This window comes from Mesorhizobium sp. M1A.F.Ca.IN.020.03.2.1, assembly GCF_004023205.1.
In the GTDB taxonomy this organism is placed as follows: Bacteria; Pseudomonadota; Alphaproteobacteria; order Rhizobiales; family Rhizobiaceae; genus Mesorhizobium.
In genome coordinates, this window is the sequence record NZ_RZSV01000136.1 from 1 (window position 1) to 15,622 (window position 15,622).

Consider the following 15,622-nt stretch of genomic DNA (forward strand, 5'->3'; position numbering starts at 1 on the left):
AGGCCGCTTCGACCGCATGATCAGCGATTTCCGCACCTCGGATGCGATCGTCGATTTCATCAATTCGGCCAGGATCGCCGAGCTGGCCGGACGCGGCGTGTCGACGCCCGATCTTTCGATCCGCATCAAGACCGGACCGATGGCGGTCCCGGCTCCCGACGCCGACAAGCTCGGCGACTACAAGGCCGCCGTCCGCAGCCATGTCGAGGCTTTCGCCAAGGACTACCGCGCCTATTTCGAGACCAACGACGCGCTGGATGACGTCAAGCGCACCATGCTCGACCCGATGCCGCGGCTGACATTGGTGCCGGGCCTCGGCATGTTCGGCCACGGCCGCACGCTGAAGGACGCGAAAATCGCCTCCGATGTCGGCGAGATGTGGATCGAGGCGGTGCGCGGCGCGGAAGCCATCGGCAACTTCCAGCCGCTCTCCAAGGCCGACCTCTTCCCGCTCGAATACTGGTCATTGGAGCAGGCCAAGCTCGCCTCGAACAAGCCGAAGCCGCTGACCGGCCAGGTGGCGTTGATCACCGGCGGCGCCGGGGCGATCGGCGCCGCGACGGCGAAGCTGTTCGCCGCAAACGGTGCGCATGCGGTCATCGTCGATCTCGATCCGGCCAAGGCCGCGGAAGCGGCAAAGGCGGCGGGTAACAATTCGATCGGGGTCGGCGCCGACATCACCAGCCCGGCCGAGGTGCGCGCCGCCTTCGACAAGGCGGTCGCGGTCTATGGCGGCGTCGACATCCTGGTCTCGAATGCAGGCGCGGCCTGGGAAGGCCGGATCGGCGAAATCGACGACGCGCTGCTGCGCAGGAGCTTCGAGCTCAACTTCTTCGCCCACCAGTCGGCGGCGCAGAACGCGGTGCGCATCATGCTCGAACAGGGCACGGGCGGCGTGCTGCTGTTCAACACCTCCAAGCAGGCGGTCAATCCCGGGCCGAAATTCGGCGCCTACGGCCTTCCCAAGGCGGCGACGCTGTTTTTGTCGCGCCAGTATGCCCTGGACTACGGCGCCTACGGCATCCGCTCGAACGCGGTCAACGCCGACCGCATCCGGTCCGGGCTTTTGACCGACGCCATGATTGCCAGCCGCTCGGGCGCGCGCGGTGTCTCGGAAAAGGAATACATGTCCGGCAATCTGCTCGGCCAGGAAGTGACGGCCGACGACGTGGCGCAAGCCTTCCTGCATCAGGCACTGGCCGAACGCACCACGGCCGACGTGACGACGGTGGACGGCGGCAATATTGCCGCGGCGCTGCGCTGAAGAAACAAGGAGATCTCCCTGAGCGGCCCGTCGCTTTCCCAGAACGACGGACCACTCTCTCCGTGTCGCGACCCAGGTCAGGACTGAAGCCCATTTCACGTCTGCTGGAAAACTGCTCCAACCGGTCAAAATCCGCGCAAATCTTTTGCTTATTGCTCGAACAGCTTTAAGGGGGTGCCTTGCCCCTCGCTTGCGGGACACAAAGCTGGAGCCGCTATGCAAACCAGGGAAGTGCCTTATTTCAGCCAGTGGGAATCGCCCGGCATGACTCTGCCGCTGTTGGCGGAGGGACCATCGGCTCTGCACCGCGACCCGCTGTGGCGCAATTCCGGAGCCGAAACGATTGAGGATTATGCACGCTGGGCCGTGAATGTCTGCGGCATGGCCTGCCTGAAGATGATCCTTGCCGCGCGCGGCGAAATTCATCCGACGCTTGAGCTCGCCCGCGCCTGCACGGCCTATGGCGGCTATGTCGTCAATGAAGGCGACGGTACGATCAAGGGGCTGATCTACGAGCCCTTCGTCCGGTTCGTGCGCGAACGTTTCGGCCTGTTCGCCGAGACGATGACGAATGTCGATGCGGCCACGGTGCCCGGTCTGCTTTGCAAGTGGCGCTACTTCATCGCCTCGGTTCATCCAGGCATCCGCTGGCCCGAGCGCGAGCCGCCGTCGAAAGGCGGGCATCTGGTACTGGTGACGGCCGCCTCGCCAGGCGAAATCCGCTTCCACAACCCTTCGGGACACGTCAGGCAGAGCCAGGCGGACGTCACGCTACCGCTCGCCAGTTTCGACCGCTTTTTGCCCGGCGCGGCATCGCCGTCGGTTTCTGATCCTTGAGCATTGTGGAGATGTCGATGGCCGAAAAAAGACTGCGTATTGGCGTGCTCTTTGGCGGGCGGTCCGCCGAGCACGACGTGTCGGTGCTTTCGGCGAACAATGTCATGGGCGCGCTGGAGCCGGGGAAGTACGATGCCGTTCCGATCTTCGTCACCCGCGAAGGGCAATGGCTGCTCAGCCGCTTCGAGGACGGCGCGCTGGCGACACCGTCGAACGGAGCGGAGGTCTGTCTGGTGCCCGGCGGGCATGGCCGAATGCTGGCCGTTCCGGCCGAAGGGCCGCCTTACGAGTTGCCCGCGATCGACATTCTGTTTCCCGTCCTGCACGGTCTCCATGGCGAGGACGGCGCCGCGCAAGGACTGGCGGAGGTGGCGCGCGTGCCGCTTGCCGGCTGCGGCATTCTCGGTTCGGCCACGGCGCTCGACAAGGATATCGCCAAGCGGTTACTGAAGGCGGCCGGCCTGCCCACGGCACGGTCCAGCACCATCCTGCCCGAGGCCGCGCCTGGCTTCGCGGAGATCGAGCAGGCGCTCGGACTCCCGGTCTTCATCAAGCCGGCCCGCCAGGGCTCTTCCGTCGGCGTCAGCAAGGTCTCCGACGAAACGGGCTATCAGGCAGCGCTCGCCGAAGGCTTCAGGCACGACGGCAAGCTGCTGGCGGAGGAATTCATCCGCGGCCGCGAGATCGAATGCAGCGTGCTTGAGGACACGGAAGGTGGCCTCTTCGTCTCCCGTCCCGGCGAGATCGTGCCGTCCGAAAGCCACGGCTTCTACAGCTATGACGCCAAATATATCGATAAGGATGGAGCAGCACTTAAGGTGCCCGCCGAACTGCCCGAGACGATCGAAGGCGAGATCCGCGAGACGGCGGCGAAGGCGTTTCGCGCGCTGGGTTGCGACGCGATGGCGCGCGTCGACTTCTTCGTGAGACCGGACATGACGTTCCTGATCAACGAGCTCAACACCATTCCGGGCTTCGCCGACATCAGCATGTACGCCAAGGCAATGGCGGCAAGCGGCATCAGCTACCCGGAAGTCATCGACCGGCTGGTGGCGCATGGGCTGGCGCGTGCCGCCCGATCTACCTGAGCGACTCCGGGAATAAAAAGAGCGGCCCGAGAGCCGCTCTTGCCTTCAGGCGCGTGGCCTACTTGGCGTTGGGGTTCGGCATCCAGGCCGGCATGGCGACATCGGCATGGGCGAACTGCGGCAGCTTGGCCGACAGGTCTTCCATGTTCTTGATGTCCTTGTCGATAAGTTCCTTCTGGGTGATCAGCGTCGGCGGCACGATGACGTTGTGGCCGGGATCCTCGCCGGCGAGCAGTTGCGCCAGCGCGCGCACCGAGACCTGGCCGACGACTGCCGGGTTGGTGGCGGCGGTGGCGGCCCAGGCGCTGTCCGGCTCGCGCATCGCGGCGATGTCGGACGTCGATATGTCGGCTGAGTAGATCTTGATGCCCTTGTTCAGGCCGGCTTCGTCGACGGCGATCTTCACCCCCTTGGCGAACTCGTCGTAAGGCGCGAACATCACCTTGATATCGGGATGCGCCTGCAGCACCGAGCGCGCCTGGTTGGCGACGGAATTGGCGATCGGATTGTCGAGCGTGCCGAACATGGCGACCTCGCTGATGCCGGAATGTTTCTTCTTCACGTCGACCCAGGTTTCGTTGCGGCGGTCGAGCGGGGCGATGCCGGCGACATAGACATAGCCGGCTTTCCAGGCGTCGCCATTGTCCTTGACCGCCTGTTCGAGCGCGAGTCGCGCGAGATCGCGGTCGGACTGCTCGATCTGCGGGATCTTCGGGTTCTCGACATTGACGTCGAAGGCGACGACCTTGATGCCCGCGTCGACGGCGCGCTGGGCGGCGTCCTTCATCGATTCCGTCAGGCCGTGCTGGATGATGATGCCCTGCACGCCGAGCGCGATCGCCTGGTCGACCATGTCGGCCTGGAGCGCTGCGTCCTGGCGGCTGTCCAGCACGCGCAGATCGACGCCGAGCGCCTTGGCCTGCGCCTCGACGCCGGAGAGATAGGCCTGGAAGAAGTCACCGGTGGAGAGATAGCGCACCAGCGCGATCTTGACGCCCGGCTTGTCGAATGGCGCCGGACGGTCCGCCGCCAATGCTGTGCCCTGCATGAGCAGCGCCGCGCCCGCGAGGCCGAGTGCGGCCTTCCCTAAAAGTCTCCTTGTGATGCTCACTTCGTCTTCCTCCGTTTTGTTCTCAATGCCCCGGTCGAAACTATCTCTTGCCCCTGCCGGAAAGGGCGAAGGTGAAGACAAGGGCGACGACGAGAACCGCGCCCTTGACGAAATCCTGCGTGTAGTAAGGGGCGTTCATCATCGTCAGGCCCTGCAGCAGGACGCCGACGAACACCGCGCCGACGGCCGTGCCGAAAGCGTTCGGCTTGGCGGCGCCGAGCACCGCGTAGCCGATAAGCGCCGCCGCTACTGCGTCGAGCAGCAAATTATTACCCGAGGCGATATCGCCGCGTCCAAGCCGGGCAGCGAGCAAAATCCCGCCGATCGAGGCAAAAACTCCCGAAATGACATAGGCCCAGATCTTGTATGCCTTGACAGGCGCGCCGGCCAGTTCGGCGGCGCGTTCGTTGCTGCCGACGGCATACATCATGCGGCCGAAGCGGGTGTATTCGAGGAAGAACCAGATGAGCGCGGCGAGCACGACCAGCACCACCACCGAGACCGGGATCAGGTTCGGAATGAAGAAGTCGATGCGGTGGCGGCCGAGCGCCAGGAAGGCTTCCGAGAACTTGCCGTTGGCGACCGAGCCGTCGGGCATCGTCATGCCGGTGGCGATCGAGCGGCCTTCGGTCGGAATGCGTTGCAGGCCGAGCAGCAGGAACATCATGCCGAGCGTCGCGAGCAGATCCGGCACGCGCATGTAGACAATGAGCCAGCCGTTGATGAGGCCGACGACCGCGCCGATCACGAGGCAGGCGATGACGGCGACGACGGCGTTCTGCTCCAGCACAACCATGGCATAGGAAGCCGCCATCATGGCGCTGGTGGCGACCGAGCCGATCGACAGATCGAAGCCGCCGACGACAAGTGTCGCGGTGACGCCGAGTGCCAGCACGCCGGTGATGGCGACCGACTGGAAGATGAAGACGGCGCTTTGCGGCGAGGCGAAGCCGTCGGCGGCGATCGCGAAATAGGCGATCAGCCCGACCAGCAGGATGATGAAACCATAGCGGATCGCATAGTCGCGCAATGTTATCGAACGCCCCCGCGCTGCTGCCCTCTCCGCCAAACTGGAACTCATGCCTGCACTCCAAGTCTCGTCATCCATACGATCTCACGCCGCGCTGGTGAGCGGCCCGCCGGCCACCTCAGCCAGCAGCCGATCGAGATCGATGTCATCGTTCCTGTGCTCGCCGACGATCGCGTGCTCCGACATCACCAGGATGCGGTCGGCGGTCTCCAGGGCCTCGTCGATCTCGGTGACGAAGAGCAGTGTGGCGCGGCCATCGGCGCTCGCCCTGAGCTTGGTTGCGATGTCGCGCCGAGCCGAGATATCGACGCCCTGGAACGGCTCGTCGAGGATGAACAGGCGCGAGGCCTGCGACATCCAGCGCGCCACCATCACCTTCTGCTGGTTGCCGCCCGAAAGCGCGGAAAGCTCGTCCTTCTCGGAGCGGCAGACGATGCCGAGCTCGTCGATCTGGCGGCGTGCGGCAGCCCGCTCTGCCCGCTTCTTCATGACGCCGAAGCCGGACATGCGCTTGAGAAACGGCAGGCTGATGTTGCGTTCGATGTTGAAGCCGCCGACGATGCCGCTCATCGCGCGGTCCTTGGCCACAAGGAAGACGCCGGCAGCGATCGCCTCGCGCGCGGATCCCGGTGCGTAGGGCTTGCCGTCCATATGCATGGTGCCGGCGAGCGGCCTGCGCACGCCGAACAAAGTTTCGGCGAGCGCCGTCTTGCCGACGCCGACCAGGCCGGTGATCGCCACCACCTCCCCAGCGCCGAGCGTCATCGAGATCGGTCTGGCGCCGGGCGCCAGCTGCAGGCCTTGGGCGGTGAAGACCGCGCGCGCCGAGCTTCTGGCAATGACGCGGTCGAGCAGTATCTTGCGGCCGAGCATGGCATTGACCGCGCCCTCATAGTCGAGCGGCTTCCGGTCGAACACGCCGGAGACGACGCCGTCACGCATCGAGACGATGCGGTCTGCCAAGCGCCTGATGTCGGACATGCGATGCGAGATATAGAGCATCGCGACACCCTGCCCGCGCAGCCTGTCGATCAGCGCAAACAGCCGGTCGGCCTCGGCGCTCGACAGCGAGGAGGTCGGCTCGTCGAGGATCAGCACTTTCGGCTGGTGCGCCATGGCGCGGGCAATCGCGACCATCTGACGATCGGCGAGCGAGAGGTCCGCGACACGTGCCTTAAGATCGAGCGTAAGCCCCATGCGGTCGGCGACGGTCCTGGCTTCGACGCGGACATTGGCGGGCTTGAACAGCAGCGATGCACCCTTGCCGCTCAGCCGGTCGAGGGTCAGGTTGGTGGCGACGTCGAGATCGGCGACAACGCCGTCATTGATGTTCTGATGAACGGTGACGACGCCGGCGCGGATCGCTTCTGCCGGCGAGCCGGGATCGAAGGCCTGGCCGGCGAGCCGCATCGTGCCGCCGCCGCGCGCGTAGACGCCGCTGACGATCTTGACCAGGGTGGATTTGCCGGCGCCGTTGGCGCCCATCAGCACGGTGACCTCGCCCGCATAGAGATCCAGCGCGATGCCGCCAAGCACCTCGTTCTGGCCGAAGGATTTCCTCAGGCCGCCCACACGGAACACGGCATCTGCGCCCATTCGTTCCTCCCTGATCCATGACGCTATGGGCTCACTCGGCAATTGTCAACACGATTGACAATTGCCAGAGCGCTGCCTAGCTTGGCCCGGCCGCCATGGCTCCGTTATCGTGGGACACCACGCGCAGGAGGGAGAGGATGACCGGGAAGTTCGAAGCATTGTCGGTGGAGACGCTGCCGCAGCGCCTCGGCGAGACCACGGCGCTGACCGAGCGCATTGGCAAGGACGCCGGCCACTGGAAAGTACGCGAGGTCGGCGACGGCAATCTGAACCTCGTTTTCATCGTCGAGGGCGACCAGGGCGCGGCGGTGGTCAAGCAGGCGCTGCCCTATGTGCGCCTGGTCGGCGACAGCTGGCCGCTGCCTTTGAAGCGCGCTTTCTTCGAGTATCACGCGCTGACGAGGCAACAGCGCCGAGCGCCAGGCTCGGTGCCGGCGATCTATTATTTCGACGAGGACCAGGCGCTTATTGTCATGGAGTATCTGGCGCCGCCCTACATCATCCTGCGTCGCGCGCTGATCGACGGCCGCGAGCTGCCGAACATTGCGCGCGACATCGGCCTGTTCATGGCCCGCACGCTGTTCCGCGGCTCGGACCTCTCAATGCCGACAAAAGAGCGCAAGGCCGATCTCGCGCTGTTCGCCGACAATGTCGAGCTCTGCGACATCACCGAGAACCTGGTGTTCTCCGATCCCTATTTCGACGCCGAGATGAACCGGCACACCAGCCCGCAGCTCGACCGCCTGGTGGCCGAATTGCGCGCCGACCGCGACCTCAAGGTCGAGGCGCAGCGGCTCAAGCACCTATTCGCCGCCAATGCCGAAACACTGCTGCATGGCGACCTGCATTCCGGTTCGATCATGGTGACCGACACCGAGACCCGGATGATCGATCCGGAATTCGCCTTCTACGGCCCGATCGCCTTCGACGTCGGCATGCTGCTCGCCAATTTCTGGATGGCCTTCTTCTCGCAGCGGGGCCATGAGCAGAAAGGTAGCCGGGATTCGATGCGCGCCTACCTGCTTAAGGTCACGGCCGAGAGCTGGGCGGTGTTCCGCGCCGAGTTTTCGCATTTGTGGCGAACCGAGCGCACCGGCATCCTCTACCAGAAGAGCCTGTTCGAGGATCAGGGCGACCTGCTCGGTTCCGAACAGGCGCTCGACCACATGCTTTCCGGCATCTGGACCGACCTGCTCGGCTTCGCCGGCATCGAGGTGCACCGACGTATCCTCGGTCTCGCCCACAATGCCGATTTCGAGACCATTGCCGACGCAGACCTTCGCGCCAAATGTGAAGCAAAGGCGCTGCGCTTCGGCCGCCACATCGCCGTGAACCGGCGTCAGATCCACAGCATCGACGAGGTCAACGCATTGGCCGCGCTGGTCGAACAGGAGAAGAGCCTTTGAACGTCGGCGAACGCCACTATCGTACAATTTGGCTCAGCGACGACAAACGCTCGGTCGAGATCATCGACCAGCGCTGGCTGCCGCATGAGTTTCGCGTCGAGACGATCGGAACCCTTCCCGGCATCGCCACCGCGATCCGCGACATGTGGGTGCGCGGCGCGCCGCTGATCGGCGTCACCGCCGCCTACGGCGTCGCCATCCAGATGACCGACGATCCCTCGGACGAAGCGCTCGACGCGGCGTGGGAGACGCTGCACAAAACGCGACCGACGGCGATCAACCTGCGCTGGGCGCTGGACGAGATGCGGCGTTTTCTGAAGCCGCTGGCGCCGGGAGAGCGCGCCGAGGCCGCCTACCGGCGCGCCGCCGAGATCGCAGACGAGGATGTCGGGCTCAATCGCGCCATCGGCGAGAACGGGCTTGCCATCATCAAGGAGATCGCGGCGAAAAAGAAGCCTGGCGAGGCGGTCAACATTCTCACCCATTGCAATGCCGGTTGGCTGGCGACGGTCGACTACGGCACCGCCACGGCGCCAATCTATCTGGCGACGGAAGCCGGCATTCCGGTCCACGTCTATGTCGACGAGACCAGGCCGCGCAACCAGGGCGCCCAGCTGACCGCCTGGGAAATGGCCGGCCACGGCGTGCCGCACACGCTGATCGTCGATAACGCCGGCGGGCATCTGATGCAGCATGGCGACATCGACATGGTGATCGTCGGCACCGACCGCACGACGGCCAATGGCGACGTCTGCAACAAGATCGGCACCTATCTCAAGGCTTTAGCCGCCGCCGACAACGACGTCCCTTTCTATGTCGCGCTCCCCTCGCCCACCATCGACTGGACGGTCGCCGACGGGCTTGCGGAAATCCCGATCGAGGAGCGCGCGAGTGAGGAGGTTTCGCTGGTGTGGGGTAGGACGGCCGACGGCAAGGTCGCGCAGGTGCGCGTCTCGCCCGACGCAACGCCGGCGGCAAACCCCGCCTTCGACGTGACGCCGGCTCGGCTGGTGACAGGGCTGATCACCGAGCGCGGCGTGGCGAAGGCTTCGCGCGAGGCGCTGAAGGCGATGTTTCCCGAGCGCAGCTAATCTTCGCCCGGTGCTCTCGGCCGTGCTCACGCCGCACAACTATCATGAGAGCGCCGAGCACCGCCGCTTCTTCCATGAGCATTTTTTGGTGAAGGGCAAGGAAGCGGCGAAGGCCTGCGTCGAAATCCTTGCCGCGCGCGAGCGGATCGCCGCTTAGGCTCGACTCGGGCCGGATTTCAGCCCTGCAACAAGAATTGCGGCCGAAAGGGCTTCAAAAGGTTGCGGTAGGTTAGAAATCCGGCCAGAAGCAACGGGGCCGCCCGCCCGGGCGGCCCTTTCAAACACGGGCTCGAACCAGATACGGGAGACTATTCGTTGGCTCGCATCACACTGAGACAATTGCTCGACCATGCCGCCGAACAAGGCTATGGCGTGCCTGCCTTCAACATGAACAACATGGAACAGGGCCTCGCCATCATGGAGGCGGCCGAGGAGACCAAGTCGCCGGTCATCCTCCAGGCGAGCCGCGGGGCGCGCGCCTACGCCAATGATGTGGTGCTGGCCAAGCTGATCGACGCGCTGGTCGAGATCCACCCCGACATTCCGGTCTGCATGCATCTCGACCACGGCAACAACGAAGCGACCTGCGTCACCGCGATCCAGTACGGCTTCACCTCGGTGATGATGGACGGCTCGCTGAAGGAAGACGGCAAGTCGCCGGCCGACTACGCCTATAATTCCGGCATCACGCGCCGCGTCGTCGATATGGCGCATTGGGGCGGTGTCTCGGTGGAAGGCGAGATCGGCGTGCTCGGCTCGCTGGAGAGCGGCGGCGGCGAGCAGGAGGACGGCCACGGCGTCGAAGGCGCCATCAGCCACGATCAGTTGCTTACAGACCCGGTGCAGGCCGAGCAGTTCGTGCGCGACACCCATGTCGATGCGCTGGCGGTGGCCATGGGCACCAGCCACGGCGCCTACAAATTCTCGCGCAAGCCGGATGGCGCGGTGCTGGCGATGAACGTGATCGAGGAGATCCATCGCCGCCTGCCCAACATGCATCTGGTCATGCACGGCTCGTCATCGGTGCCGGAGGAGCTGCAGGAGATCATCAACAAATATGGCGGCCAGATGAAGCCGACCTGGGGCGTGCCGGTGGAAGAGATCCAGCGCGGCATCAAGCACGGCGTGCGCAAGATCAACATCGACACGGACAACCGCATGGCGCTGACCGGCGCGATCCGCAAAGTGCTGACCGAGAACCCTTCCGAGTTCGATCCGCGCAAATATCTGACGCCGGCCATGGCGGCGATGAAGAAGCTCTGCAAGGAACGCTTCGAGCAGTTCGGCACAGCCGGCAACGCGCCGAAGATCAAGCCGATCCCGTTGTCGGAAATGGCCAAGCGTTACAAGGCCGGCAGCCTCGACCCGAAGTTCGGCTGAGCCACCTCCTCCCGCGACCGGGTTCCAGCCGGTCGCGGGAGCACGCCCACCCTCCCACGGCACCAGTCCCGCGGAACCTCACGTCATCGGCATTGGCCAAGGAACCATCCATGGCCGAGCTTAGTTGAACTGTCCTGACGCAATGGAGGGTGCGCCGACCGGCGTCGCCGACGGGAAATGCTCGAGCCGCTCTGCTGCGACATGCCGCTTCATCCGACATGGCCGGATCTCGTTGCGCGGCTGTTGCTGACGCTGGTCGCGGGCTTCCTCATCGGCTTGAATCGCGAAGCGCGCGGCCATTCCGCCGGCCTGCGGACGACCATCCTGGTCGGCCTCGCGGCGTGCGTCGCCATGGTCCAGGCCAACATGCTGCTCGACGTTGCCGGTAAGGGACCGGACTCATTCGTGCGCATGGATGTGCTGCGCTTTGCGCTCGGCGTGCTCACCGGCGTCGGCTTCATCGGCGGCGGCGCCATCCTCAGGCGCGGCGATCTCGTCACCGGAGTGACCACCGCCGCCACCATGTGGATCATGACGATGATCGGGCTGGCCTTCGGCGGCGGCCAGTTCGGCCTCGGCGCGATTGCTACAGCATTGACGCTGGTGACGCTGCAGGCCCTGAAGTGGGTCGATCTCAAGATCCCGCGCGACCATAAGGCGATCCTTGCGGTCTCATGGCCGAAGACAGCCCCGCCCGACCTCCAGGAGATCGTACGGCCGCTCGGATACGATGCCCGCTTCGTTGGCATGGAGCACGATGCCGACCGCGACCGCTTCGTGTTTTCCTTCCAAGTCAAATGGCGGCAGCCAGATGCAGTCGAGCCGTCAACTGAGGTGCTGGCGCTGGTCGGCCAACACTGTGAGATCGAGCGGTTTGAATTGATCAGCGAGAAAGCGCCCTGATCAGCGTCGGAAGGGTGGCGAAGCTATTCGGCTGCGCTTGGCGTTTCCGAATCCGGGCGAATAAGCTTGATGTCCGCTCCCGCCGCCCAAGCGCCGATGTCCTCCCGGCGCAGCGCCGCCGCCATCATGTCGGGAAAATGGTCCGGCGTGCAGGCGAAGACCGGGACGCCCAATGCCGCGACCGAGCCGGCCATGGAAGAGTCGTAGCCGGGACGGCCCTGGTCGGTGAGCGCCAGGAGCACAACGACATTGACGCCCGACCGCACCAGCGCAGCCAGCCGACGAAGCAGTTCCTGACCGTTGCCGCCTTCGTAGAGGTCGGTGATGAGGACGAAATGCGCCTTGGTCGGCCGCTCGATGCGCTCGGCGCAATAAGCGACCGCCTGGTTGATGTCGGTTCCGCCGCCAAGCTGGACGCCGAACAGCACCTCGACCGGATCGCTGAGCTCTTCGGTCAGATCGACGATCGCGGTGTCAAAGCAGACCAGCTTGGTGCGCACGACCGGCAAGGAGGCCATCACGGCCGCGAAGATCGAGGCGTAGATGACCGAACTTGCCATCGAGCCGGACTGATCGACGCAGAGCGTCACTTCGTCGAGGTCGACCAGCCGACGCTGGCGGCGCATGAAGCCGACGAGCTTTTCCGGCACCACGGTCTTGTGGTCTGGCTGGTAGTGGCGAAGGTTCGCCGCGATAGTGCGCGGCCAGTCGATGTCGCGCTGCCGCGGCCGGTTGATGCGCCTGGAACGGTCGAGCGCGCCGCGGATCGCCTCGGCGGTTTTCTGCTCGAGACGCTGCATCAGCTTGGCGACGATGTCGGAAATGATCGAGCGGGCAATGTCCTTGGTCTTTTCCGGCATCGCCGAGCGCAACGAGACCAGATCGGCAACGAGATTGACGTCGGCCTCGATCGCCTTGAGGAATTCCGGCTCCATCAGCATCTGCTTCAGGTTCAGGCGCTCGAAGGCGTCCTTCTGCACGACCTGGACCACCTGCTCGGGGAAGAAAGAGCGGATATCGCCCATCCATTGCGCGACGCGCGGCGCCGAACGGCCAAGCCCGCCGCGCCGCTTGCGCGGATCGCCGGCGTCGCCGCTGCCGTCGCCGTAGAGCGCATCGAGGGCTGCCGAAAGCCGCCGGTCCTCCTGCGACAGCGCCGAGGAGGACTCATCGTCGGCGCCGATCGCCAGGCGCCAACGGCGCTCCCGCGTCCCTTCGATCGGATGAAGATCGGGTCCGACCGTTTCATCATCCATGGTTGGGCTCCCCCGTAAGCAGCTTGCCGAGGAGACCAAAATGCCGTCGCCAGGCCTGGCCGCCATCGGGTGCCGGCGTCAGTCCGGCGGGCAGGCTCGCCCTGCGGCCGAGCACGGCCTCGATCAGGCGGCGGCGCTCCATGCTGTCGAGATTGGAAAATACGCGGCGCAGCAAAGGCAGGTGCGCAACGAAGGCGTCCTCGTCGAGCGATGCCAGCCAGGAATCGACAGCGCCGCGCAGCCCTTCGTCATAGATCAGCCTCTGGCCGGCGCCGCTGAAGAAGCCTTCGAAAAAGGCGGCGGCGTCGATGACCGGCGTTCCGGGCGACAGCCGCTTTGCCAGAAGGCCGGCCGTTGCCTCGGCGGAGAGGTGCCCGGCCTCGTAGAGCAGATGTGCGGCGCAGCCAGCAACGAGCGCCGTCGAGCGCGATGAATCGAGCACGGCCGCAAGGCCGTTCCGCCAGGCATCCAGGACATGCTCGTCCGGCTCGACCAGCCTGATCGCCTCGTCGGCCTTGCGCAGCGCCGCCATCAGCGCTGCGGCGGCCTGCGCGTCGAGATCGCGCGCGGCGTAAGGCAGCGCGATCGCGCCTTCGATGACCAACCGCTCCAAGAGGCCGGCAAGGCGCTGCGTCTCGATTTTGCGCGCTTCGCCATAGCGGATGATGTCGGCAAGTGGGGGCACCGACGCAAGGAGCTCCAGGCATTCGCTGCTATGCGCCGCCTTCTCCTCGAGCGCGGCGAGGCCGGCCGCGGACGCCTCGCTCAAGGCGGCGGTGATCGCGCTTTGCACCAGCGTGGCCAGAGCATCGAGCGTCGAAGCGGCGCCGATCATCTGGACAAGCCGGCCGTTGGCGGCCTTCTCGATGGTCGGTCCGTGAATCAGGTTTTCGACCAGGCGCACGGCGTATTCCGGCTGCCAGGCCAGCAGCCAGCGCTCGCGGAACGTGCCGCGGCTGCGGCCGACATCCGTCAGCCTGCCCCAGTTCACGCCGAGCACGTTCAGCCGGTGCAGAAGCGTCGACCGAAAGAGACCGCTCTCGCTGCGCAGGTCGATGGAGAGCTCGCGCTCCAGTGCTTCAGGCTTGAGCCGCGCGGCCTTTTGGTTGCGCTGCAAGTCATCGATCAGCGGCGCGAGCGGCGTGTCGGCTGGAATCTCGCCGACATCGGCGCCGAGCAGAAGCTCGGCCTCGACCATCTTCCACAGCAAGGCCTCGCCGTTGAAGAGCGCCGCGATCGAGGCCTCACGCAGTTCCTCGAAACCCGGTTTCGGGCGCTCGCGTATGGCGGCAAGCGCCCGCGCCAGACGCTCCGCCTCGATCAGCGAGGCGGTCGAAATTATATGGCCCTTGGCCCTGAGAACCGAAGCGATCCGCGCGAGCCACAGCACCGAAGCGTCATCCTGCCCGCGCGTCTGCCACAGGTGCTTGCTCCAGCCCGGCGCGACGACACCGGCGCCATAGCCATAACCCAGCGCCAGCCGCGGTCCGGTCCATGGCGCGAAGGTCATCGTGGTCTTGCGCCGGCCGATGCCCTTGAGCAGTGCCTGGTCGCTCTTTTGCGTATGCGCAGCTTGCAGGGCGGGCACATGCCACGCGCCGCAGACGACGGCCAGCGGCCCGTCGATTTCTTTGCGCGCAGCGGCGATCTCCAGCCGCATATGCGCCTCGCGCATGGCCTCGAATTTGCCAATGGACGTCTCGCCGTCGCGCAGCGTCGTCATCGCGTCGGCGATGGCAGCAAAGATCGGCCCGGGTGCGGGATTCTGCTCAATGATATCGGACCACCAGCTCTCGCCGTCCTCATAGCCGGCGGCGCGCGCCAAAGTGCCGATCGGATCAAGGATCCGTGAGCTTGCTTCGCTCTGCTCTTCGGTGGCCTCCGGTTCGTCCGCATCGGCGTCGGTCGAACCCTCGGGCCCGTGCTCGGCAAGCCGCGCGGCGGACGGCAAGTCGATGAAACGCAGCGCCGCCTTGTTGGCGACAGCCCACAGCGCCGCCTGATATTCGGGAGAGAATTCGGCGAAGGGCCAGAAGCGCGTCGCGGCGGGATCGTCCTCGGGGTAGCAAAGCAGTGCCACCGGCGGCTTCATGTCCGGGCTGGCAAGCAGGGGCAGCAAGGGCGAGGCATCCACCGGCCCCTCGATCAGCACGGCGGCCGGCTGCAATTCCTGCAACGCTCTAACCAGGCTCGCGGCGGAGCCCGGCCCATGATGGCGAATGCCGAAATAGCTGATGCCGCCTTGCGTCATGGCTCAGATGGCCGCGTTGAGCGCCGCGTAATAACCGGCGTAGTCCGGCCGCTTCTTCAGCACCGTCTCCAAATATTCCTCAAGCACGACCTTGTCCTGGACCGGGTCCTTGACGATGGCGCCGACCAGGCTTGGCGCCAGGCCTTCGGCGTGGAGCTTGCCGCCGTCGAACCAGGCCGCCTGGCTGAGGCCGCTGATCATCGTGGCGATCGCCTCGGCGGTGGAGAGCGAGCCCGACGGCGTCTTCAGCGTCACCTTGCCGTCGGCGGTCGCGCCGGAGCGCAGCTCGCGGAAGATGGTCAGCACGCGCGCGATCTCCTCGCCGACATTTTTCGGCACCGGCAGGTCCAGTCCGCCGGCCATCTCGCCGACGCGCCGGGACACGATCGAGACCTCTTCCGCCATGTCC

Annotated in this window: 12 protein-coding genes and 2 pseudogenes; 8 read left to right on the forward strand and 6 right to left on the reverse strand. The window is 65.4% G+C overall.

Going from position 1 to position 15,622, the window contains the following annotated elements; all coding sequences use genetic code 11:
- The 3 genes from EOA79_RS20410 to EOA79_RS20420 form a co-directional block, all read left to right on the forward strand.
- A partial coding sequence (locus EOA79_RS20410; RefSeq protein WP_128293223.1) for a bifunctional aldolase/short-chain dehydrogenase occupies positions 1 to 1,264 on the forward strand: 1,264 nt, incomplete at its 5' end.
- Positions 1,265 to 1,480: 216 nt separating this feature from the next.
- On the forward strand, positions 1,481 to 2,101 hold the full coding sequence (locus tag EOA79_RS20415; protein WP_095823871.1) for a hypothetical protein: 621 nt from the start codon (positions 1,481 to 1,483) through the stop codon (positions 2,099 to 2,101).
- An 11-nt stretch (positions 2,102 to 2,112) separates the two neighbouring features.
- Entirely contained in the window at positions 2,113 to 3,189 is a 1,077-nt protein-coding gene (locus tag EOA79_RS20420) for a D-alanine--D-alanine ligase family protein (RefSeq protein WP_095823872.1), read from the forward strand.
- 58 nt (positions 3,190 to 3,247) lie between these two features.
- On the opposite strand, the gene EOA79_RS20425 is transcribed toward EOA79_RS20420, so the two are convergent.
- The 3 genes from EOA79_RS20425 to EOA79_RS20435 form a co-directional block, all read right to left on the reverse strand.
- Entirely contained in the window at positions 3,248 to 4,300 is a 1,053-nt protein-coding gene (locus tag EOA79_RS20425; RefSeq protein ID WP_066988974.1) for a substrate-binding domain-containing protein, read from the reverse strand.
- Between the two features lie 40 nt (positions 4,301 to 4,340).
- Positions 4,341 to 5,336 carry an ABC transporter permease gene (locus tag EOA79_RS20430; RefSeq protein ID WP_066989394.1) on the reverse strand — a complete coding sequence of 332 codons (996 nt, stop codon included), beginning with the start codon at positions 5,334 to 5,336 and terminating at the stop codon, positions 4,341 to 4,343.
- A 78-nt stretch (positions 5,337 to 5,414) separates the two neighbouring features.
- Complete coding sequence (locus EOA79_RS20435) at positions 5,415 to 6,926, reverse strand: sugar ABC transporter ATP-binding protein (protein WP_095823873.1); 1,512 nt, start codon at positions 6,924 to 6,926, stop codon at positions 5,415 to 5,417.
- A gap of 137 nt (positions 6,927 to 7,063) precedes the next feature.
- Between EOA79_RS20435 and mtnK the strand changes: the two genes are divergently transcribed.
- The 5 genes and pseudogenes from mtnK to EOA79_RS20460 all read left to right on the forward strand — a co-directional run bounded on the left by mtnK (position 7,064) and on the right by EOA79_RS20460 (position 11,706).
- Positions 7,064 to 8,332 carry an S-methyl-5-thioribose kinase gene (gene mtnK / locus EOA79_RS20440; protein WP_095823874.1) on the forward strand — a complete coding sequence of 423 codons (1,269 nt, stop codon included), beginning with the start codon at positions 7,064 to 7,066 and terminating at the stop codon, positions 8,330 to 8,332.
- Positions 8,329 to 9,423: an S-methyl-5-thioribose-1-phosphate isomerase gene (gene mtnA / locus EOA79_RS20445; protein ID WP_095823875.1), complete on the forward strand. Its 1,095-nt coding sequence runs from the start codon at positions 8,329 to 8,331 to the stop codon at positions 9,421 to 9,423. Before mtnK ends, mtnA begins: the two co-directional genes overlap by 4 nt.
- A 7-nt stretch (positions 9,424 to 9,430) precedes the next feature.
- A pseudogene (locus tag EOA79_RS20450) lies at positions 9,431 to 9,580 on the forward strand (6,7-dimethyl-8-ribityllumazine synthase); the annotation flags it as partial.
- A 158-nt stretch (positions 9,581 to 9,738) separates the two neighbouring features.
- A complete protein-coding gene (fba, locus tag EOA79_RS20455; protein WP_067327727.1) occupies positions 9,739 to 10,803 on the forward strand; it encodes a class II fructose-bisphosphate aldolase in 1,065 nt (354 codons plus the stop codon).
- 177 nt (positions 10,804 to 10,980) lie between these two features.
- The gene (locus tag EOA79_RS20460; RefSeq protein ID WP_095776270.1) at positions 10,981 to 11,706 is read left to right on the forward strand and encodes an MgtC/SapB family protein; all 726 of its coding nucleotides are present in this window, start codon (positions 10,981 to 10,983) and stop codon (positions 11,704 to 11,706) included.
- A gap of 23 nt (positions 11,707 to 11,729) precedes the next feature.
- Here EOA79_RS20460 and EOA79_RS20465 read toward each other — a convergent pair whose 3' ends face one another.
- The 3 genes and pseudogenes from EOA79_RS20465 to EOA79_RS20475 all read right to left on the reverse strand — a co-directional run.
- On the reverse strand, positions 11,730 to 12,962 hold the full coding sequence (locus EOA79_RS20465) for a VWA domain-containing protein (protein WP_095823876.1): 1,233 nt from the start codon (positions 12,960 to 12,962) through the stop codon (positions 11,730 to 11,732).
- Complete coding sequence (locus EOA79_RS20470) at positions 12,955 to 15,213, reverse strand: DUF5682 family protein (RefSeq protein ID WP_095823877.1); 2,259 nt, start codon at positions 15,211 to 15,213, stop codon at positions 12,955 to 12,957. Before EOA79_RS20470 ends, EOA79_RS20465 begins: the two co-directional genes overlap by 8 nt.
- A gap of 3 nt (positions 15,214 to 15,216) precedes the next feature.
- Positions 15,217 to 15,622, reverse strand: a pseudogene (locus tag EOA79_RS20475) (ATPase); the annotation flags it as partial.